The organism is Paenibacillus sp. FSL H7-0735 (assembly GCF_038008505.1).
Taxonomy (GTDB): Bacteria; Bacillota; Bacilli; order Paenibacillales; family Paenibacillaceae; genus Paenibacillus_AQ; species Paenibacillus_AQ odorifer.
Map to the genome: position 1 here is coordinate 2,526,011 of NZ_JBBOZH010000001.1, position 21,573 is coordinate 2,547,583.

The 21,573-nt window shown below is 43.1% G+C and carries 14 protein-coding genes; 10 read left to right on the top strand and 4 right to left on the bottom strand.

Going from position 1 to position 21,573, the window contains the following annotated elements; all coding sequences use genetic code 11:
* Positions 1–25: 25 nt before the first annotated feature.
* Both NSS82_RS11355 and NSS82_RS11360 read left to right on the top strand, forming a co-directional pair.
* Positions 26–1,117, top strand: coding sequence for an alpha/beta hydrolase (locus NSS82_RS11355; RefSeq protein WP_076273123.1), 1,092 nt, complete (start codon positions 26–28; stop codon positions 1,115–1,117).
* 60 nt (positions 1,118–1,177) lie between these two features.
* Positions 1,178–1,828 carry a suppressor of fused domain protein gene (locus tag NSS82_RS11360; protein ID WP_038569717.1) on the top strand — a complete coding sequence of 217 codons (651 nt, stop codon included), beginning with the start codon at positions 1,178–1,180 and terminating at the stop codon, positions 1,826–1,828.
* A gap of 32 nt (positions 1,829–1,860) precedes the next feature.
* On the opposite strand, the gene NSS82_RS11365 is transcribed toward NSS82_RS11360, so the two are convergent.
* Positions 1,861–2,241: a VOC family protein gene (locus tag NSS82_RS11365; protein ID WP_076098496.1), complete on the bottom strand. Its 381-nt coding sequence runs from the start codon at positions 2,239–2,241 to the stop codon at positions 1,861–1,863.
* Positions 2,242–2,484: 243 nt separating this feature from the next.
* Between NSS82_RS11365 and NSS82_RS11370 the strand changes: the two genes are divergently transcribed.
* Positions 2,485–3,522 (top strand): NADH:flavin oxidoreductase/NADH oxidase, encoded by a 1,038-nt coding sequence (locus tag NSS82_RS11370; RefSeq protein ID WP_036679236.1) that lies wholly within the window; start codon positions 2,485–2,487, stop codon positions 3,520–3,522.
* Positions 3,523–3,737: 215 nt separating this feature from the next.
* On the top strand, positions 3,738–4,175 hold the full coding sequence (locus NSS82_RS11375; RefSeq protein ID WP_052096922.1) for a MarR family winged helix-turn-helix transcriptional regulator: 438 nt from the start codon (positions 3,738–3,740) through the stop codon (positions 4,173–4,175).
* Positions 4,176–4,261: 86 nt separating this feature from the next.
* Here NSS82_RS11375 and NSS82_RS11380 read toward each other — a convergent pair whose 3' ends face one another.
* A complete protein-coding gene (locus NSS82_RS11380) occupies positions 4,262–4,867 on the bottom strand; it encodes a GNAT family N-acetyltransferase (RefSeq protein ID WP_256718557.1) in 606 nt (201 codons plus the stop codon).
* 224 nt (positions 4,868–5,091) lie between these two features.
* On the opposite strand from NSS82_RS11380, the gene NSS82_RS11385 reads away from it, so the two are divergent.
* The 6 genes from NSS82_RS11385 to NSS82_RS11410 all read left to right on the top strand — a co-directional run bounded on the left by NSS82_RS11385 (position 5,092) and on the right by NSS82_RS11410 (position 19,445).
* Positions 5,092–8,850, top strand: coding sequence for an alpha-L-arabinofuranosidase C-terminal domain-containing protein (locus tag NSS82_RS11385; RefSeq protein ID WP_036679238.1), 3,759 nt, complete (start codon positions 5,092–5,094; stop codon positions 8,848–8,850).
* A 261-nt stretch (positions 8,851–9,111) separates the two neighbouring features.
* Positions 9,112–9,633 (top strand): serine O-acetyltransferase, encoded by a 522-nt coding sequence (locus NSS82_RS11390; RefSeq protein ID WP_036679239.1) that lies wholly within the window; start codon positions 9,112–9,114, stop codon positions 9,631–9,633.
* A 115-nt stretch (positions 9,634–9,748) separates the two neighbouring features.
* Positions 9,749–11,584: a UbiD family decarboxylase gene (locus tag NSS82_RS11395; RefSeq protein WP_076273124.1), complete on the top strand. Its 1,836-nt coding sequence runs from the start codon at positions 9,749–9,751 to the stop codon at positions 11,582–11,584.
* Between the two features lie 148 nt (positions 11,585–11,732).
* Complete coding sequence (locus NSS82_RS11400; protein ID WP_178944245.1) at positions 11,733–12,281, top strand: GNAT family N-acetyltransferase; 549 nt, start codon at positions 11,733–11,735, stop codon at positions 12,279–12,281.
* 361 nt (positions 12,282–12,642) lie between these two features.
* The gene (locus NSS82_RS11405) at positions 12,643–18,831 is read left to right on the top strand and encodes a rhamnogalacturonan lyase family protein (RefSeq protein ID WP_340960477.1); all 6,189 of its coding nucleotides are present in this window, start codon (positions 12,643–12,645) and stop codon (positions 18,829–18,831) included.
* A 149-nt stretch (positions 18,832–18,980) separates the two neighbouring features.
* The gene (locus NSS82_RS11410) at positions 18,981–19,445 is read left to right on the top strand and encodes a DUF2269 family protein (protein ID WP_235219424.1); all 465 of its coding nucleotides are present in this window, start codon (positions 18,981–18,983) and stop codon (positions 19,443–19,445) included.
* Here the strand turns inward: NSS82_RS11410 and NSS82_RS11415 are convergent.
* Together NSS82_RS11415 and NSS82_RS11420 are read right to left on the bottom strand one after the other, a co-directional pair.
* Entirely contained in the window at positions 19,417–20,577 is a 1,161-nt protein-coding gene (locus NSS82_RS11415) for a glycosyltransferase family 4 protein (RefSeq protein WP_076273125.1), read from the bottom strand. The two genes, NSS82_RS11410 and NSS82_RS11415, sit on opposite strands and share 29 nt — an antisense overlap.
* A gap of 152 nt (positions 20,578–20,729) precedes the next feature.
* The gene (locus NSS82_RS11420; RefSeq protein WP_076273126.1) at positions 20,730–21,572 is read right to left on the bottom strand and encodes a sugar phosphate isomerase/epimerase family protein; all 843 of its coding nucleotides are present in this window, start codon (positions 21,570–21,572) and stop codon (positions 20,730–20,732) included.
* Position 21,573 lies beyond the last annotated feature (1 nt).

Below are 21,573 nucleotides of genomic sequence, written 5' to 3' on the forward strand. Positions count from 1 at the left end.
ATATTAGGAAGAATGGGGTGGAGCAATGGGAGTTTTTCGAAAAGTTGAATTATTGAAGGATTACACACGCACGGAAACGTTCCAAGAAGAGTCAGAGGGAAGGAAAATAGTTATAAGTATTTATTATCCGGATACAGAGGGTGTATTAAATAAAAACGCATCTGCAATGAAGTATATGGAGCTTTTCGGGCCCTGTGAACAACAGGCGAGAGAGCTTCTACAAGATATTGGCATGAATATGGAAATCATAAATACATTATCAACCTCAATCAGCGATCGAACCTTTCAAAGCAAATCCAAACGCTCCTATCCAGTCATCATCTATTCACCTGCATTAGGTTTAGATAGAGATATGTATATTTATAATATAGAAGCGTTGGCCAAGCAAGGTTTCATAGTGGTAACGGTCAGTGCTGCGTACGAAGCTATGTTTACTGTTTGCCCTAGTGGAGAATTTATTAATCAATCCGAAGCCATAAGGCAAATAAAAGCTGCGGATTATACCGATTTACATAACTTAATCTCCATTCGAAAAAAAGATATTCAATACGTTCTGGATCACCTGTCCACGCTTAATTCTATGGATAAAGATGTGAAGGGCTTATTTGATATGAATAAGATTGGTATTATCGGCCATTCCATCGGCGGTGCTACTGCATTAGATTTAACTATGGAAGACGATAGAATTAAAGCTGCTATTTTATTAGATGCAAGCATGCACTTATATATTGAGAATGAAGAGAAGAACAATACTGTGCCGCTTCTTGTATTAAGGCAAAAGGCCTCGACCTTAGAATCCTTAAGTAATATATTACAGGAGAAACTGGCAAATGATTTCATCAAAGGACAAGAGGCGCTTTTTCAGAATTGGAACGGATATAAATCTTTTCTGAAAATACGAAATGCTACACATATGTCATTTAGCGATCTGCCTCTTTATGAGGAAGGAGAGACTTTAAAACAAAGAACCTGTGAAATTCATACTTGCTTAAATGAGCTTATAAGTAAGTTCCTTTTGGAACATCTTTTAGATCAGGGGCAAGGTTATTCGGCATTAATTAGTAGTGTTCATAAAGATTTTTGTGAGATCCATGGTAGTGGAGAAGAAATTCTGTAAATTAGCAATAAACTCTCCTTTGTTTATACCGATAAACATATATAAGGGAGGGAATTATGAATGCATTCTGCTCAGTCTAATGAGAAAATATGTAATCATATTGAAAAATACATAGGTGTTATTGATAATGTTTTTAAAGAAATTATTTCAGGTGTTCTGTCGATAGATATTCTAATTCTTGATCCGACGCCTGAGCGGAACTTCTATACTTTAATTACTTCTGGAATGAGCGAATTACCGATGACGGTGCCAGAAGGTGCAGAAGAATATCAATATGCTGAAATAATGATTTGTCTCCCTCCTACCTGGAAGCTGTCGGATGAGGCGTTTAAGGATGAACGGAATTATTGGCCGATTCGGGCCCTGAAAACAATGGCTAGGTTTCCGCATGAATATAATACATGGCTTTATATGGGGCATACGCTTGTGAACGGTAATCCCGCCCAGCCTTATAGTGAGGATACAGGATTTCAAGGGATGTTCGTTTGGGTTCCAGATGTAAAAGATAAAGCCGGTTTCTTTAATTTAGAAATGACCCGTGAGAAAGTGGTGCACTTTTATACGTTAATTCCGCTCTATGGGGAGGAGTTAGATTATAAAATCAAGCATAGCGAGGAAGAGTTACTACACAAGTTAAATAAGATTGGGGTTACGGATGTTTTGGATCCTTCCCGTAAAAATAGTTGTAAGAAGTTATGGGGACTCTTTTAAATACAAGAAAAAACGGCTGAGAGCCGTTTTTTTTATTTTTTGATTCCAAAAGCAATCCAGCGACCATCTACATCTTCGATCACAAATTCTTTGTTATTATAATCGGTGTTTGATAAAGAACGAACAATATGAACACCGGCGGCTTCGAACTCCTTCTCCAACTCTTCTTGCTGCTTCGTAATAAAATAGGCATCGTATCCATAACCGTACAACTCTCGATTGGGAATGACCTTTTGTCCATGGGATTGCGTAAGGATAATCTCTGTATCGTCGCGATACAAACAAAGATGTGGTTCTTGTGTATCTAAATAGGGCACAGCTTTAAAACCTAAGTACTGGCTGTAGAAGGCAGCAGTTTGCTCAATATTCAAGGTAGGGAAAATACTATGCGATTGTAAGAGCTTTTTGTCCACGAGTGAGGTCATCCTTTCAAAGAAAAATAGATATCCATATATTACCTCAAGGTAGAAGTTTCAACAATACATGGAGTTTCCATTAAGCAGAAGATTATTCACGGTTGACACCATCGCTGTTCTATAATAATATACATGCATGAGCATGCATTTATAAAAATATATAAGATGAACTTAGAAACTCATGTTCACTGGTAGCATTGATCATACTATACTTAGTTTTTTATAAAGAGGAGAGATATCATGAAGGACTTGTTCACCCCGTATGAATTGAAGGATTTGAAGCTGAAGAACCGCGTGGTTATGCCTCCGATGTGTCAATATTCAGTGTCTAACAAAGACGGAATTGCTACGGATTGGCATTATAATCATTACGTAAGTCGCGCCGTTGGCGGAACCGGATTAATTATTATTGAAATGACGGACGTGGAGCCTGATGGACGGATTACTGATTTTGATCTTGGCATTTGGTCTGATGAGCAAATTCCTGCACTGGCCAGAATCGTTGAAGCTTGTCATTCTTATGGCGCTAAAGTAGGTATTCAAATTGCACACGCCGGACGTAAAGCAGAAGATGCAGCAGTTCCTGTATCCTCATCTAACGTTCCTTTTGACGCTGACTCCAAAACACCACGTGCATTAACAACTGAAGAAGTGAAAGCTATGGTTGAGAAATTCCGGTTGGGCGTGAAGCGGGCGATACAAGCGGGATTTGATGTTATCGAGCTTCATGGAGCGCATGGTTATCTTATTCATCAGTTCCATTCCCCTCTAACCAATCAAAGAACAGATGAATACGGCAAGGATTTAACACTGTTTGGTACAGAAGTCATTCGCGCAGCAAAAAGTGAAATGCCGGAAGGAATGCCATTGATTATGCGTATCTCCGCCCAAGAATATGTTGAGGGCGGGTACGGTATCAAAGAAAGCTTGGAATTTAGTAAAGCTTACAAAGAAGCGGGCGCAGATATTTTCCATATCAGTGCAGGTGGTGAAGGTCCTATCGCAGCTGCCGGGAAACCAGGGACGCATGCAGCTTATCAGGTTCCTTTGGCTAGAGAAATCAAGTATGGCTTGAATGTTCCGGTTATTGCGGTTGGCAGATTGGATGAGCCTGTACTTGCTAATGCCGTGATTGGGAATGAGGAAGCTGATCTTGTTGCCGTGGGCCGGGGCATGTTGAGAAATCCATACTGGACGCTGGAAGCTGGGGTTGAACTTCAGAAAGATGCCGGCATTCCTAGACAGTATACTTTCGGGTTTCCAAGAATTAATGGGTAAAGACTAATATAAATGGTATGAAGTCTGAAGTCCAAACAAAATAATTGTAAAGTGTGGAGGGGCCGGCTTCTTGGAGAAACGGTCTCTCCTCTTTTTTAAAATAAAATAAAGTATAAGTATCGAAGCTATACTTTATGTATGGTTGTGGATTGTAGTACTATTATATAGAAGGAAAAAATCATGAAAAGCCATACACCCGGGAGATGAATAATAAAATGGACGACATTCTTAACAATGACCTTATAACGAGTTGGTTGACGTTAACGCATATACAAATGAATGTGACGAATGAATTGGAAGCTAATCTACAAGCCAAACATGGCTTATCCTTAAAAGAATTTTATTTGCTGTTATTTTTATCGGAAGCGCCGGAGAAGAAACTGAAATTGCAGAAGCTAGAAGCTATGGTGGGTTTAAGCCAGAGTGCAGTTTCCCGACTGGTTAGTCGGTTTGAGGCCAAAGGCTGTGGCGCTTTAGAAAGAAAAGCGTGTGATGCTGATCGCAGAAGTATCTATACTGCCTTGACTGCCATTGGCGAAGACAAGCTTCTTCGTGCACAAGATACCTTTCAAGAAACCCTGCTTGCAGCTTTTCCAGAAAAAGATGTGAAAGAGCTTTTGGATCAAATGCTTCGCATGAAGCATCAATCATGAATTCACAATAAAAACCTCTGTTTTGGTAAATGGACCGAATCTCCATTTCCCATACAGAGGTTTTTTAGTGTAAGGCGCTATTTACATCATACCTGTTCATCCCACTGTTGCTGGGAAAAAAGCCGGTAGTAATTATAGTCTTCATGTTCAATTGTAATCTCGTCAAGAAGCTCGAAACCACATTTTTGAATGACTCTATTAGACGGGATATTGTGTTTCAGAGCAATGGCGTTTAATACATCGGTAGAGCTATTATCAAACAAATACTTAATTAATCCCTTGGCAGCTTGAGTAGTGTAGCCGTTACCGCGATGATCCTTGGATATGGCATACATAATCTCTCTGTTAGGAACGGGCAATTCCTCCTTAATTCCTGTACAACACCAACCAATAAACTCACCGGACACTTTTAAAATAATGCCTAAACGAAGACGAAGCTCTCCGATATCTCCGCCCGCTGAGATCACTTGAAGAAACTGCTGGTTCTCTTTTATTTCATAGTTTATTAACCAGTCCAACCGTTGTTCTTTAGGAACATTCCAATCTGGCAAGAATTCAATAATTTCAGGCTGTAGAGTAAGCGCATGAAACTCCTCTAAATCCTCCACACTATATTCCCGCAGAAAAATATCTTTACAATCAATCGTAAATAAATCACTAGAATTGGCCTTTTCATTCACAGCTTCGCTCAACTTTCACCACTCCTTTATTAACTAACAGATATTTTACCATGGAATAAATGATTGATTTGGTAATATTTGATTATAAAAATTGTTTTCTTTTATTTCACATAAATATTAATTGGTTAATATATTAATTGACTATAAAATATGTTATTATGTTTCGTATAAACGGCAATGAACTAATACAGTTAGGTTTTTAAGATTTCTACTATAAAGATAACAGGTGATATTTTATGAAAAATGACAACGGTAACAAATTTATTAATGGTAGTCTAATTGCGCATTATAAGTTTGATAATCCAGAGGATGTGGGTCAAGATTTCTCGGGGAACGGCAATGATGGAACCGCTTCAGGTACTACGCTGCCGGCTATTAAATCCGTAGCAGGTAGACAAGCTGTTTCGCTTGCTGGGGGAGAACATGGCACATCCTATATTTCATTACCTAACGATCTGCTTAAAGAGGTCAGTGACCATACAGGAATTACAATTTCGACATGGATGTATGTAAGCAAAGCTTCAAGCTTATGGGAAAGAATCTTTGATTTTGGTAAAGGTGAAACAGGACCTTATATTTTCGTAACTCGCAATTTGCGGGGGACTTGTTTTGCAGGGGAAGACTTAATCGCAGATCCAGGGAAATCCTTTGCGACTGATGAATGGGTACATGTTTCCTTTGCAGTTACAGGTACAGAAGGTGGAACACTAAGCAGTGCAGGTCCTGTGATGTATGTAAATGGTGAAGTAGTTGCGGATGGAATGATCAGCCAAACCTCGAGTGGCACATATGCTAAGCTGCGTACATGGTTTGCTACTTTTGAAGATCAACAGAATTATAGCAATAATACAATCGGGAAATCCCAATACGCGGCAGATGTTGATTTTAGCGGCTATATTTCGGACTTCCGTGTATATAAAGCAGGTTTAACTCAAGATGAAGTGATTGAAATCATGTGCGAATCTTTGACGGATGAAGATATCGTAAAGCTTGCAAAAGATAAATACTTAACCTTCCCAAGCTCGATCATTACCAAAGATATTGAGTTGCCAGTTTCGCTGATGGGCGGAAAAGTTGACGTATCTTGGGTATCCAGCGATTCCAAAGTCATTTCTAATGAAGGTGTTGTGAATAAAGGAGTTCAATCTGCTCAAGGCGTAACGCTTACAGCACATTTGAAAAAGGGAGCTAGTACAGTAGAAAAGAGCTTCACGGTGTCTGTGCTTCCGGAAGATTTGCCACCATACACCTTAACTATTGATGGTAATCAGGAGATTTTGGATGTTAGCCAAATTCTATATGGTTTATTCTATGAGGACATTAACAACGCAGCAGACGGTGGGATCTATGCAGAGCTAGTGCAGAATCGCTCCTTCGAATCTTTTGCTTTTGACAGCTATTCGCATGTATGTGGTGTACATGGTGCTTCCACCGGAAGAAATTATACACCTCTTCACGCATGGTCTGGGGATACAGAGAAAATGACTGTCCATAATACAGGCGGATTAAACGATTTCTTCGGCATCGAAGATAAAGATATGAATGCTCATTATGTGACGGTAGCGGATGGCGCGACTATTAATAATAGAGGTTTTGCGGATTCCAATCAGCACTGCTCGATGTTTATTAAGGAAGATGCCAAGTACAACTTCACAATCTGGGCGAAGGCAGAAGCAGCGGGCACAATTACCTTGCAATTGCTCGACAAAGACGGTAAAGCCATCAGCGATACTGCAGTTGTTGAAGTAAACGGTGACGGCAACTGGAAGAAGTATGGTGTCGATTCTAAGCTTGTATTAACAGGGTCTGAAACTGTGCTTGGTCAGCTGGCGTTAACCTTTAACGGTGAGATCTCCATTGATATGGTATCCTTAATTCCTGATGACGTTTGGGGCGCTGGTGAAGAGGAACGTTCTGCTACAGCTCATGCTAACTATAAAGGAAATCCAAACTATAGATTAAGAAAAGACTTAGTGAATGCACTCGTTGATCTTCATCCTACATTCCTGCGTTTCCCTGGGGGTTGTATTTCTGAAGGTTCTCACATTTGGGAGAACGTGTACGATTGGAAAGAGTCCGTCAACGATATCGAATTGCGCAAAGAGAATTATAACGTATGGGGCTACATGATGACCATGGGTCTTGGATATATGGAGTATTTCCAATTAGCCGAGGATTTGAACGCAACACCACTTCCGGTTATGGCCTGCGGCGTACTCTGTCAAGCTCGTTCGGATTATGCGAATCCAGCTGGCGGTGCGTTAAGAGATTATTATGTGAAGAACTTTACGGATCTGATTGATTTTGCGATTAGCATGGATTTTGACAATAATGAGTGGGCTGCATTGCGTAAAAAGATGGGCCATGAAGCAGCGTTTGACCTGCGTTATTTGGGTGTGGGGAATGAAAACTGGGGTACAGAGTTTTTTGCCAACTTCGAATATTTTAAAACAGTGATTGATGAGTATATGGTGAAGAACTATCCTGATCATGAATTGACTATTCTCTCTACCGTGGGTGCACAGGCAGATGATGATGCTTACCAGCAAGGTTGGAAATTCCTAAGCGGAAATTTACAGGGCTCGGAAAAAATCAGCTTTACGGATGGTACATCGAGCATCGAAGAGACTGTTACCTGGTACGAAAAACAAAAGAACTACATGGATACCATTGCGGATGAGCATTACTACCGTTCCAATGAGTATTTGTTAGAGAATGCTGATCGTTACAACTACTATTACAGAGCCTATAAGGAAGACGGCAGCTTGGATGAGGCTGAAACTTCAAAGGTTTTTGTGGGTGAATATGCTTCCACAGATAAAAACACATTGGCAGGAGCTGTTGCTGAGGCAGCGATTATGTCCAGCTTCGAGAATAACTCTGATGTGATTAGATTGGCGGCAACGGCACCGTTGTTCAACAAGGTTCTGACAGATGGCACCTATAGATGGACACCGGATTGCATCTGGTTCGATGATGAGACCGTATGGTACACACCGAACTATTATGTTCAGCAGCTGTATGCTAAATACCTGGGAACCAAAGTGGTTGGCACCTCATTTTCGACTTATCGCAACGGGGAGAAGGTAGACCTCATTCCTCATGGAGGAATTGAAGTGGCTGCCGGGAAATCAGCTGTGATCGTGAAACGGGTGAAAGTGACCTCGAATGTAGATGGCAGTGTTTGGTTGGATCAAGATTTCACGCAGCCGCTGAATGAAGCTTGGAAAGTGATTCCTGGCTCTGCCGGATATACGATTGATCCTTCCAAAGGTCTGGTATTGAAAGCGCAGAATGGCGGACTGAATGGATTGTATATCCTTAATGACGCGTGGACTAATTATAAAGTAGAGGTTGTAGCTGAAAAAGCTTCTGGCGAAGATGGCTTCTATGTAGGCGCAGGTCTGACAGAAATCTCACCGGAAAATAAAGATGTCATCGAATATGCGATTGGCTATAATGGTGATGCCACAGGAGTCAAGGTGTACAAGCAAGGGATTGAGGCTTATACTCTCGGCGATTATTCCTCTAGTACCGCTGCTGGTAACCTGAGAGCCAGTTGCTATGAAGAGCTTGCGGATCATACGGAATATACTATCACCGTTAATTATGGTGGAGCAGATGGCAAACATTTGATTTGCTCTTATACAGATGGCAAGGTAACAAGCAAAGTACTGGATTATAAGCTTGAGGCTTATAACAGAGAGGTATATAATTCCGTAACTAAAGATGATAAGCATCTTTATGTGAAGCTTGTAAATGCGGATGGTGTAGAAAAAGCAACGAAGCTTGATCTAAAAGGCTTAAAAGTAGCTGCTACTGGTAAACGGATTACCTTAACCGGAGACGCCTCGCTGGTTCACACACCTAATGTGAACAGAAAAAATGATGAGAAGGTTACACCAGTCGAAACAGAAATCGTAATTGATAAAGACACGGCAGTTGTGAAGCTAGCTGCCAATTCCGTAAATGTGATTGTTCTGGATCTGATTTAATAGAAAATATGCTTTCCAACACGCGCCGATCTTTTTGTTCGGCGCGTGTTGTTGTTTAACAAGCCTCTAAATCGGTTGATGATTATATAGAGAGAACTGTCCACTTGCTTGATGAATCTCAAAATCTATCTTACACTGGTGAAAGTACAATCACCGACTGACCCTCCAGCCCGCGATCCTCCCAGATGTTTTATCCACAGCTGCCCTTCATTACTCCAGAATACAGTGCATACCCTAGCCCCTAAAAAGGAGAACGATAAAATGATGAAATCATTCAAAACGGACTGGAAAGCAAATCTGAAAAATCCTCAAACGATTATGGCCTTGTTTACTTATCGTTATGGAAATTGGGTGTATTATCGAGTGAAGAATGGCATCGTGCGAAAACCTTTGTGGCTTTTATATCGAATAATGGATGTGCTTTTTGTCCGTATTCTTGCAAATGGAGAGCTTCACGCTCAAGCTCAAATTGGTGACGCGCTTCATTTACCGCATGGTTTAAATGGGATTATCATTAGTCCTAAAGCGGTGCTTGGAAGCCATGCTACTATTTTTCATCAAGTGACGATTGGCGGGAGAAATAACTTAGGAGAGCCTGTGATTGGAGACAGAGCTTTTATTGGAGTAGGCTCCAAGATTCTTGGACCGGTTGTCATTGGTAACGATGTTAATATCGGGGCCATGTCTGTAGTGGTAAAGGATGTGCCGGATAATGCTTCGGCAGTAGGTATTCCTGCTAAAAATATATTGCGGAGTGAACCGAAACCAGAGAATACAAGATAAAGACGTTAGGTTCTAGTACATAGGGTACGCGTGCGCTTTATTTTAATATCTTACAGGGTATAATTAAAGCATCCAAGTAATCTTGTAATAACCTTCTAGAGATCGGAGTAATGAAATGAAATATAGCAATTTAGAAGAGTGTGTTAATGATTTAGAGAAACACGGACATTTAGTTCGGATTCGTGAAGAAGTGGACCCTTATCTAGAGATGGCGGCGATTCACCTAAAGGTTTATGAGGCTGGTGGACCCGCATTATTATTTGAGAATGTAAAAGGCTCGAAGTTTCGGGCCGTATCTAACCTTTTTGGAACGCTAGAGCGCAGTAAGTTTATCTTTCGGCGGACTTGGGACTCCACACATAACGTAATTGCCCTTCGCAACGATCCCGTAAAAGCACTCAAAAATCCATTTAAATATGTTGGAACCGGATTATCCGCGAGAAAAGCATTGCCTATTAAAAAGCCAGGAGGTCTGCCAAGCGGTTTCCAGGAAATTAGTATCTCTGATCTTCCGCTAATCACACATTGGCCGGGAGATGGTGGTGCTTTTGTAACCTTGCCGCAGGTGTATTCAGAAGATCCGGACAAGCCGGGCATTATGAATTCCAATCTGGGAATGTACCGTGTGCAGCTGACTGGAAATGAGTATGAATTAAATAAAGAAGTGGGCATTCATTATCAAATTCATCGCGGCATTGGCGTACATCAGGAAAAAGCGAACCGCCAAGGACAACCGCTTAAAGTGAGTTGTTTTATCGGTGGACCACCCGCTCACTCCTTATCGGCGGTTATGCCTTTGCCTGAGGGAATGAGTGAGATGATCGTTGCAGGTTTATTATCAGGACGCCATTTCAGCTATAGCTATGTGGATGGTTACTGTATCAGCAATGATGCGGACTTTGTGATAACAGGTGAAATTCACCCTGGTGAGACGAAGCCGGAGGGGCCATTTGGCGACCATTTAGGCTATTATAGCTTGGTTCACCCTTTCCCAGTAATGAGAGTACATAAAGTGTACGCCAGGAAAAATGCAATCTTTCCATTTACGGTTGTCGGCCGGCCGCCACAGGAGGATACCGCGTTTGGTGAGTTAATTCACGAGCTGACAGGTGGGGCTATCCGCCAAGAAATTCCGGGCGTCAAAGAAGTTCATGCAGTCGATGCTGCGGGTGTTCATCCCCTGCTGTTCGCCATTGGCAGTGAACGTTATACGCCTTATCAGCAAGTAAAGCAGCCGGCGGAAATTCTGACCATTGCTAACCGGATTTTAGGGACGGGTCAGCTTAGTTTAGCTAAGTTTTTGTTTATTACAGCAGAAGAAAATCAGCCTATCAGCACACATAATATCGAGGGTTTCTTGACGTATATCTTGGAGCGGATTAATCTTCGTAGAGATATTCATTTCTATACCAACACCACGATTGATACGCTTGATTATTCCGGCACAGGATTAAACAGCGGAAGTAAAGTGATCTTCGCAGCAGTAGGGGATAAGAAAAGAGAGCTATGTACAGAGGTACCGGGCATGCTTAAAGAATTACAGGGATTTGGACATGCACGAATGGTGATGCCTGGTCTTGTTGCCCTTCAAGGTGCTAAATTCACAAGCTACGCTGAAGCAGCATTGGAAATGAATAAGCTTAGTGAAGCTATTCAGGAGCAAGGGGCACTTCCTTCTTGTCCAATGATTATTTTGTGTGATGATAGCGAGTTTTTGAGTGAAAAGATCGACAATTTCCTATGGGCGACGTTTACCCGCAGTAATCCATCTCATGATATCTATGGAGTGAACAGTTCTACTGAGTATAAACATTGGTCCTGTGATAACGTGATTATTGATGCTCGGGTAAAACCCCATCAAGCCCCACCACTGATCCCAGACCCAACCGTTCAGAAGCATATCGAACGATTATTTGCGTCAGGTGGCAGTTTAAGCGGAGTTAAGATATAGAGAAACATTCATCAGCCTTCTTGGGAATCCAAGGAGGCCTATTTGCTGTTTGTGAAATGATTTTGCTCATATGAAATAAAAAAGGCATAGGGGTATTATGGGGTGTATGGTATATATTTACTATTAATATTGGGGAAGTGTTGTTCTGATGGAAATTATGGAAACCGAACGTTTATGGATTAGAAGGTTCTCAGCAGAGGATTGGAAAGACCTTCATGAATATTTGTCGCAAGAAAGTGTTGTGAAATATGAGCCCTATTCCGGGTTTAATGCAGATGAATCTCGCACTGAGGCGCTCAGACGGTCATCGGACCGTGCTTTTTGGGCAGTCTGTCTTAAATCTACGACCAAAATGATCGGCAACTTATATTTTCAAGAGAGCCAACCAGAGGCTTTTGGCGTTTGGGAATTTGGATATGTTTTTAACCCTGATTTTCAGGGAAACGGGTATGCTACAGAGGCTTGTAATCAATTGTTAAACTATGGCTTTGATAATCTGAAAATGAGACGTGTGATTGCGAACTGTGATCCCGAAAATACACGCTCATGGAAACTGCTTGAACGATTGAAGCTTCGTCGAGAAGGACATTTTTTGCAGACGGGTTATTTTAAATACGATAGTAATGGAGAGCCAATCTGGCATGATACTTATTCCTATGGATTGCTCAGAAGTGAATGGTTAAGGATGAAGGAATAGCAAAACTGTTGTCGTGATCTCAAAAGGCGGGTGTCCCCTCACTGATTCTTCTGTCCTAACTGCTTACCAAATCGTAGGTTTTTATAACTATAGGCGAAGAAATTGAACGGTTTAGTGTATGATAAAATCTGTTTTTTAAATGTTCAGAGTGACACTTAGGTGGTAGTATCGTGTTGGATATGAGTGGAACTGGAATCGTCTACCAACTAACTGCCTGAGCAAAGAGGAGGGGATACGCGCACGAAGTGAACTTATATTTGAAGAACGAATGACAACGAAGCTTATTGTAAGCGTTTACTACAACAGGGCTAGATGCGTACTAAGTTCTTTCAATCATAAGAAAGCGGGTGAAGCACGGAAGATGAAGAGGAATAAACTTGGAAATAAAATATTTATGGTGTTATTGTCGTGGATCTTCATTTGTTCATCAATACTTCCATCTACAACATTTGGGGGGCAACAGGCCAGTGCAGCTTCAGGCCCAATAACCTTGCAATATGATTTTGGAACAGCAACAAGTCCTGTTATGAGTGGTTATACAGGCGTGCATGAATCTAAGTTATATACGAATGAGCTAGGGTATGGTTTAGATCAGGCGGTTGCTTCGAGGAATCGTTCGGGTGGAGACGGTATGATCAACGATTTTGTATTGGGACTGTCCTATTCTTTTTTGGTGGATCTTCCTAATGGGGATTACGATGTGACTGTATACTCAGGAGATTTACTAGCGGGTACAAGTACAACCAAAACTACGATTACTTTGGAAGGTAGCACGGCTGGGTCGATAAGCAGCAAGCAAGCTGTAAATCAAGCTACCTATCGGACGACTGTTCAAGATGGTCAACTGACCGTCGGCATTACGGGTACAGGGGTTGGCGGATATTTAAATGGACTAATTATTCAGCAGATTGTACCAGGTCCATTGAAAGCCCCTGAGGGATTAGTGGTTCATAATATCACTCCCACTGAGGTATCTCTGGGGTGGAGCAGCGTGACAGAAGCAGTCTATTACAATATTTATCGAACGGTTCTTCCTAGTGGAACTCTTCAAGCCATAGGTCAAGTTGCAGCTAACAGCTACGTGGATTCAGACGTAAATGAAGGCAGTGGCTACATTTACAATGTGTCAGCTGTAAATGGAAAGGGTGAGGAGTCTGCTTTGAGCGCATCTGTGACAGTAGACAAAATTCCGGGGGTAGAGGTTCCCGCAGCACCAACCGGTCTTTCAATTGTCAGTGTAGGTGTAAGTTCTGTTCAACTGAGTTGGAACAGTGTGGCTGGAGCAAACCGCTATACGATCTTAAGGTCTGATGCAGCAGATGGAACATTCCATGAGATTGGTCAGTCAGAGAAGACGACATTTACGGATGCCTCAGCGGATACCTCAAAACGGCAATATTATGGGGTGAAGGCAGCCAATGACCAAGGAGAATCAGAGCTATCTGATAAGGTGGAAAGCGCTGTGTATACGCCTCCTGGAACTTTGCCAGAAGGGGATGTTTATTCCTTTGATTTTGGCCCGGGTGCTGTGGCTGAAGGTTATCTTAAGGTAGATTCAGGGGTATCTTATTCCTCTGAGGTTAAATATGGATTTACAGATATATCGAAAGTAACTGGGGTAGACCGAGGAACCTCAGATCCTTTGCGATCAGATTTTGTGGTCCCTAAGGATGCTACCTTTAATGTAGATTTACCGAATGGCGACTATACTGTGTCACTTATCGCTGGTGACAGCGCCGGAGATACAGAGATTGGCATCAAAGTAGAATCCATTCAAAAAGTTCAACAGACGAGCAAAATAGCAGGCCAGTATTTGGAAATGAGCTTTGACATCGCTTTGGTGGATGGACAAATGAACTTGGTGTTCTCTGGCACTAAGCCTAATATCAATGCACTGGTGATTACTAAGCAGCCAGACCGTCCTGCTAATGAATTGCCTACGGTTTATATTGCGGGTGATTCAACCCTGCAGACTTATGATCCTTATTGGATACCACAAGCAGGCTGGGGACAAATGATTCCTGATTTCTTTAGTGAGGAAGTAACGTTTAAGAATCACGCTATCGGAGGCCGCAGCTCTAAGTCATTTATTGTCGAGGGAAGGCTGGATGAAGTCCTGCGTAAGATCCAACCGGGCGACTATTTCCTTATCCAGTTTGGTCATAATGACGCAACGATTAGCGTTCCAGACCGATATGCTTCTCCAGCCGATTACAAAGTTTATTTAAAAACTTATGTCAATGGAGCTAGGCAAAGAGGAGCAACTCCGATTCTGGTGACTCCCATGGGCCGCAGAGATTATAATGCCGCGAGTGAAAAATTTAATGTGAGCTTTCCAGAATATGTGCAGGCTATGAAAGAAGTAGCAAGTGAGTTGGATGTTGACTTGGTAGATCTTAGCGCACTCAGTGTAGCTTATTACAATTCTATCGGTTTTGCAGCTACACGCTCTGTATTCCTTCACCTCGATGCAGGGATATATGGTGCTTTCCCAAATGGCTCGACAGACGATACTCACTTTCAAGAGTACGGAGCCATTCAAATGGCCCGTCTGCTGGCCAAAGGAATAGGGGAATTAAATATTCCACTCTCCAGCTTTGTGCAGGACATCAAACAGCCGGAAACGGTGCCAGCGAAGCCTGAAGGACTTGTAGCTGGGAGTATCAGTAATGCAGGTGCAGTACTGAAATGGAATAAAGTAGAAGGTACAGATATCTATAAAATCTATCGTAAGCTAGCGGCAGAAGCCGAATCTGCTTATACATTAGCGGGAACTTCAACTGTCCCTTCATTGACATTAAGCGGGTTGGTTGAAGGTCAAAGCTACTCGGTAAGAGTGACTGCAGTGAATGGGCTAGGAGAGTCTGAGCCTTCAGATGAAGTGAAGCTGACTACGAAATCCGCTCAGTATCGTTATGATTTCGGACCTGTTGGTTCACCCGTTGCTGCGGGTTATACGGAAGTGAATGTGAATGTCCTATATACCCCAGAACGAGGATATGGTTTGACCTCGAGTGCAGGGATGATTGATCGGGATCGGGGAAATGCGACGGACGATCTGCGCAGAGATTTTGTGATTTATTTTGGAGGATCGTATGAATTCAAAGTTGATTTACCCAATGGTTATTATTCTGTTAAGACTTATACAGGAGATTGGATTGGATCTGCCAAGACGAATGTAGCCATTGAAGGCAAAGATTACGGAACAGTCTCCTCAGGTAAGGAAAATATTGCTGAGAAGCTGTATAACCAGATTACTGTCAAAGACGGGCAGATGAATCTTGTCTTTAGTGGCACAACCGCTCATCTCAATGGGCTGGAGATCACACCGTTATTATTAGCCCCAACGAATCTGAAACTGGGTAGCCTGGATTTAAACAGTGAGCCTATTACAGCTAATCTTTCTTGGGACAGTATGGAGGGGGCGCTGAAATACCGTATATATCGTCAGGCTACGGTTGCGAATAGTGCAGAGCTGCTGGACGAGACAATAGAGCCGTTCTACACAGATACCACTGCGGATATTGGTATGGAATATATCTATACGGTAACTTCGGTCGACAGCACGGGACTGGAATCCGTAGGCTCTAATGCGCTAAAAGTGTCTATGATTGATCCCTCCGTAGCAAAAGCACCCGTACCTAGTGGTCTAGCTGTACAATCTACGAACAAAAATGATGTGACCTTTACTTGGAATGAGGTAGCGGATGCACGGATGTTCAACATTTATCGTGCGAAATCCGCAGACGGTGAGTTCATCCTGATCGGCAAATCATTCGAAGCTTCGTACACAGACATGACCGTTCTGACTACCATTCCTTACTATTACAAAGTAGCCTCGGTAAATGCAGGCGGCATCTCTGATCTATCCGCTACGTTGAAAGCCTCAGCGGTGACAACTTTATACCGGAGGATGGAGGCGCTGGACCGTGCGCCTGTAGCGGTTAAGACAGATGAAGGTGTGTATATCAGCTGGCGGATGTTAGGTCTGGATCCGGAAACGATAGGATTCAATCTGTATCGTGGCGATAAGAAACTAAATGATTCGTTGATTACTCAAAACACGAACTATCTCGATATTACAGGCAGGGAGGATGCCAAATATAGAATCACATCAGTAATCAATGGAGTCGAGAAATCTGCTTCGGAACCATTCAGCGTATGGCAGAAGCAATATCTATCGATCCCTTTGCAAAAGCCAGCAGATGATTACACCAAGGATGGTCAACCGTATACGTATAGTGCGGGAGATGCAAGTGTAGGTGATTTGGACGGTGATGGTGTATATGAAATCATCATGTTGTGGTCACCTTCGAACAGCAAGGATAACTCTCAAGCTGGGTATACTGGACTTGTCTATATGGACGCTTATAAATTAGATGGAACTCGCTTATGGCGGATTAATTTAGGGCCTAATATTCGTGCCGGTGCACACTATTCTCCATTCCTGGTATATGATCTGGATAGTGATGGACGTGCCGAAATTATGATCAAGACGGCAGATGGCACAGTGGACGGTCAAGGAAAAGTCATTGGCAATGTCAGTGCAGACTATCGTAACAGTTCGGGTTATGTGCTGCTGGGCAATGAATATTTAACGGTGTTCGAAGGGGCAACAGGCCGGGCATTGGATACCGTTGATTATGATCCGCCACGTGGAGATGTTGGCGCTTGGGGGGATACCTATGGTAACCGTGTAGACCGCTTTTTGGCAGCTGTAGCTTATTTAGACGGCGAGCAGCCAAGCGTGATTTTTAGCCGCGGTTATTATACTAGAACTGTACTTGCAGCTTACAATTATCGCGAGGGCAAGCTCGAGAAAGTATGGCGTTTCGATTCTAATGATGAAGGATATGGAGACTTCGTAGGTCAAGGAAACCACAATCTTTCTGTAGGAGATGTGGACGGCGACGGTAAGGACGAAATAACCTTCGGCGCGATGGCAATCGACGATGATGGGTTGCCGCTGTATAATACAAAGCTTGGCCATGGTGATGCAATTCATTTCGGGGACCTTGATCCTACCAGACCCGGGCTGGAAGTCTTTGATGTTCATGAGCATACCGATTCGAAGTATGGGATTGAAATGCGTGATGCAGCTACAGGAGATATATTATGGGGTGTGTTCACGGGGATTGATACTGGACGGGGGATGTCAGCGGATATTGATCCGCGATATGCTGGCGAAGAGGTATGGGCTGCAACGATCACCAATGAGGAGCATATACCTGTTACGGGCCTATACAGTGCGCAAGGTGAACTAATTACTAAAAAACTGCCTTCCTCCACGAATTTTGGTATTTGGTGGGATGGTGATCTTTTACGTGAATTACTGGATGCTAATCGAGTGGATAAGTGGGACTATAGCAATCAGACAACGGTTAACTTATTGACGGCTGTAGGTGCTTCTTCAAATAATGGCACCAAGGCGAATCCAAGCTTGCAGGCAGATCTGTTCGGGGATTGGCGTGAAGAAGTGATCTGGCGGGCAACGGACAGTTCTGAACTACGGATCTACACAACAACGGATATGACAGATTATCGTATTCGCACATTGATGCATGATCCGATCTACCGCCTGGCAGTAGCTTGGCAAAATGTAGGCTATAATCAACCTCCGCACCCTGGATTCTTTCTTGGTGAAGGGATGGAACAACCAGCGGCTCCAAAAATTCAATATGTAGGCTCACCGGGAGAAACTGAAGATACTACACCACCTACGATTTCTGGTTTACCTTCTGCTCAAATGAGTGAAACGGATGTACTGAAGGTGCAGGTCGTAGCGGAAGATCCAGAGTCTGGTATTCGCAGTCTGGATATTACTTTTGATGGTAAACCTGTAGTTTATGGAGATGAGATTCCACTCACAGAACTTGCGGGAGCGCATACGTTCATCGCAACAGCCATTAATAACGCTGGACTCTCAACGACAGAACAAGTGATTGTGGTCGTAAGTGGACCTCAGAAGGCTACAGGTGTTCCGGGGCAATGGGTTCTATCCAATAATAATGGGCAGGATACAGGACTTTTGGACGGGGATTACCAAATCACAATGAATATGTGGTGGGGCAATAATGGTACGGTCTACAAGCTATATGAGAATGGTGCCTTAATCGACACGCAAACCTTACGTGATGATTCCCCAGCTGCACAGACTGCAGTGACTAATATTACCGGAAAAGAAAACGGAACCTACACCTATACGGCTGAGCTGACCAATTCTTTTGGCACAACGGTGTCTGCTGCTCATGTGGTTATCGTGAAGGATGCTGCACCAGCTAAGCCGGTGTTGTCCAATGACAACTGGGATGGCGATGGAGAGTATAAAGTGACTATGAATTTATGGTGGGGGATGAACGGCAAAGAGTATCGCTTGTATGAGAACGGAATACTGATCGATACTAAGACTTTAACAGCAGGCACCCCAAACGCACAAACGGCATCTACTTCTATTACTAACCGTTCTCCAGGCGTCTATGAATACCGGGCTGAGCTGTTGAATGATCAAGGGGTAAATGAGAGTGCTATCATGAAAGTTACGGTAAAATAACTGAATATTTGTTAAAAAAACGCCTAAGTCGGTAATATCCGGCTAGGCGCTTTTTTTAGATTATCTAAGATTTAAAAGATTCTGCAAGACTAATTCTCCTATCTGCCTCATATGAATCTAAACAACGAATGATAGGGGGGATTGTAAATATGGATTTGACGCATATGATCTCAAAGCTTGTGGTAGTTATACATGTTATAGCATCCATAGTGGGAATTGGGCCAGCTTTTGTGCTGCCAATACTGACAAGCTCAGCCAAGACAGGCAGTCAGCTTCGTTTTGTATTTGGTCTTATGAAGAAAATAAACAGATTCCCTAAGACAGGTGGGGTCACCCTGATCGTTACAGGTATTTTGTTAATGATCATAGATAAAATGGGCTTGTCGGTGTTGTGGTTAAATCTGTCGTTATTATTTTTTATCGTGATCGAAGTGATTATTATTGGAATGGTTGAGCCCCGATTGAAAAAGCTAACCCAGCTCGTAATGACCAGCGAAGGGGAGGAAATCCCTGAGGGTTACACTACCGCTATGAACAAGATCGCTCCCCTAGAAGCGGCGGTTCATGTGCTTACTATCGTCATTATTATATTAATGGTAGTAAAGCCGGTATAAGATCATAACGTCTATTCTCAATGATCTCTTCATAATCGCGGATGAGTCCATCAAAAATATTCTCCCAAGAGCGGCCGAGTGCCAGCTGTCGACCTTCATGTCCCATAGCAGCTAGCTTTTGAGGGTGCTCTATACATGCACAAATCTCACGAATAAAAGCATCCGGGCAGCGGGACTCGACAATCATTCCTGTGCCGCCGGGTGTGACCAGATCCTTCACTCCACCTTCATTTACTGCGAGGACAGGCAGTCCTGAGGCCATAGCCTCAAGGACAACATTACCGAAGGTTTCCGTACTGGAAGGGAAGACGAACAGATCTGCTGAGGCATATAATTGGGCAAGCTCATCACCATGTTTATAGCCTGTAAACGTGACATTATGGGGCGCCTGTGCCCGCATTTCCGGCAGAAGGGGGCCGTCTCCTACGACCAGCCAATGAACCTGAGATTGCATAGATTCGGGTAATTGCTGCATGGCGAGAGCAAGGGTGTTTATATCTTTTTCAGGGGCGATCCTTCCCACATATAGAAGCAGTAACGGTGCGGTAATTCCGTAGCGCTCACGGACCTCATGGCTGCGTTTTTTGGGGGTGTACTGCTGGCAGTCGATGCCTCTGGACCACAGCTTCAGGCGATGAAAGCCTTGAGCTTGGAGGGAATCGAGGGTTTCGTAGGATGGTGCAAAGGTGGCGTCGCAGGAGCGGTGGAACCACTTCATGTATTTCCAATAGAGCGGAGCGATTTTTTTCATCCGGTAATATTCAAGATAGCGGTCAAAATGGGTATGGTATGAGGCGACATGGGGCAAGTCATGTTTTCGCGCATAACGAAGGCCGCAGAGACCGATATTGAACGGAGTTGCCATATGAAGCAGATCGGGACGAAAAGCTTTCAGCTCTGATTGGATAGAGGACATATTGGGCAGTGCGAGTCTACATTCGGGGTATAAGAAAAAGGGGATGCTGGTAATGGGACGTATGGGATCGGCATAACTGTCTTCAGGAGCAGATTTCGGTGAGAAAAGCAGATGTTCAATACCACGCCCTTTCAAATGAGTGGTTAATCGTTGAAGCGTACGTGAAACTCCGTTGGTTTGCGGAAGAAATGTGTCCGTGAATAAAGCAAGACGCATGGAACCCCTCCCAGATACTCTTGATGCCCTGATCATAACAGGCGATTATTTGATGGAGGTCAAACGGATGTTAAACAGAATATAAAAATCCACTGCACCAAGTAAGGTAAAGAGGTGTGCAGTGGATTTATTAGTTTTAATGGGATGAAGCCCTACAGGGATTCGTATAACTGTTGCAAAAAGGTAATGCTTTCTCCTAAATGTGACTCAGGAGTGCTTTCCAGGATTCCTTGAATATGAGGACGTTCATATTTCATATAACGAAGAATCGGCTCAAACTCTAGCCACCCTTGACCTACAGGGACTATTTTTATGGCTCCATCATGGACGATAAAGTCTTTTAAATGAATGATAGCAATTCGATTTCCTAAAAGCTTCAAAGCCTCCATAATAATAGCTTCTTGATGCAAGTAATTTGTAGGTGACATTAGATTTGCGCAATCCAATATGACCTGAAGATTGTTAGAAGGGACTTCATCCAGAAGTCGGCGGGTTAAGGGCGCGGTGTACAGCGGATGATGAAGTCCTGCTTCGATTCCTACCGTCACACCAAAACGTTCGGCCTCCGCCACCATGGCCTTAACTGATGTCACCACCTCTTGGAAGGCTTCTTCTGTAAAATTATCTGTGGTATACCCAAGTCCCACACTTCCGGTTTCCGTACCTACCAGACTAGCGCCAAAATCTCTGGCCAAGCGCAGGTGGGTATTAAACGCGGCTAACGCTTGTGCCCGTTTGTGAGGATCGGTATCTACAATGTTTACATAGCAGCCCAGAACCGCAATCTGAATACCTGCCTGCCTAAAGGCATTGCCATAATAGCTGGCTGTTCCAGGGCTTATAGCCGTCAGACTAGGGGCACTATCAGAAAAAGATTTCTTAAGTGCAAACTGGATATGAGTGAAATGATAGGACTTAATCTTCTCAATTAACTCTTGCAATGGAACTTGTGTGAAATCATGTGCTCGAACACCTAGATGAAGGGGAATGCTCATA

What these genes read in the sequence shown, in the direction of transcription:
- NSS82_RS11355 (WP_076273123.1), top strand. Translation starts at nt 26, where the DNA reads ATGGGAGTTTTTCGAAAAGTTGAATTATTGAAGGATTACACACGCACG.
- NSS82_RS11360 (WP_038569717.1), top strand. Translation starts at nt 1,178, where the DNA reads ATGCATTCTGCTCAGTCTAATGAGAAAATATGTAATCATATTGAAAAA.
- NSS82_RS11370 (WP_036679236.1), top strand. Translation starts at nt 2,485, where the DNA reads ATGAAGGACTTGTTCACCCCGTATGAATTGAAGGATTTGAAGCTGAAG.
- NSS82_RS11375 (WP_052096922.1), top strand. Translation starts at nt 3,738, where the DNA reads ATGGACGACATTCTTAACAATGACCTTATAACGAGTTGGTTGACGTTA.
- NSS82_RS11385 (WP_036679238.1), top strand. Translation starts at nt 5,092, where the DNA reads ATGAAAAATGACAACGGTAACAAATTTATTAATGGTAGTCTAATTGCG.
- NSS82_RS11390 (WP_036679239.1), top strand. Translation starts at nt 9,112, where the DNA reads ATGATGAAATCATTCAAAACGGACTGGAAAGCAAATCTGAAAAATCCT.
- NSS82_RS11395 (WP_076273124.1), top strand. Translation starts at nt 9,749, where the DNA reads ATGAAATATAGCAATTTAGAAGAGTGTGTTAATGATTTAGAGAAACAC.
- NSS82_RS11400 (WP_178944245.1), top strand. Translation starts at nt 11,733, where the DNA reads ATGGAAATTATGGAAACCGAACGTTTATGGATTAGAAGGTTCTCAGCA.
- NSS82_RS11405 (WP_340960477.1), top strand. Translation starts at nt 12,643, where the DNA reads ATGAAGAGGAATAAACTTGGAAATAAAATATTTATGGTGTTATTGTCG.
- NSS82_RS11410 (WP_235219424.1), top strand. Translation starts at nt 18,981, where the DNA reads ATGGATTTGACGCATATGATCTCAAAGCTTGTGGTAGTTATACATGTT.
- NSS82_RS11415 (WP_076273125.1), bottom strand. Translation starts at nt 20,577, where the DNA reads ATGCGTCTTGCTTTATTCACGGACACATTTCTTCCGCAAACCAACGGA.
- NSS82_RS11420 (WP_076273126.1), bottom strand. Translation starts at nt 21,572, where the DNA reads ATGAGCATTCCCCTTCATCTAGGTGTTCGAGCACATGATTTCACACAA.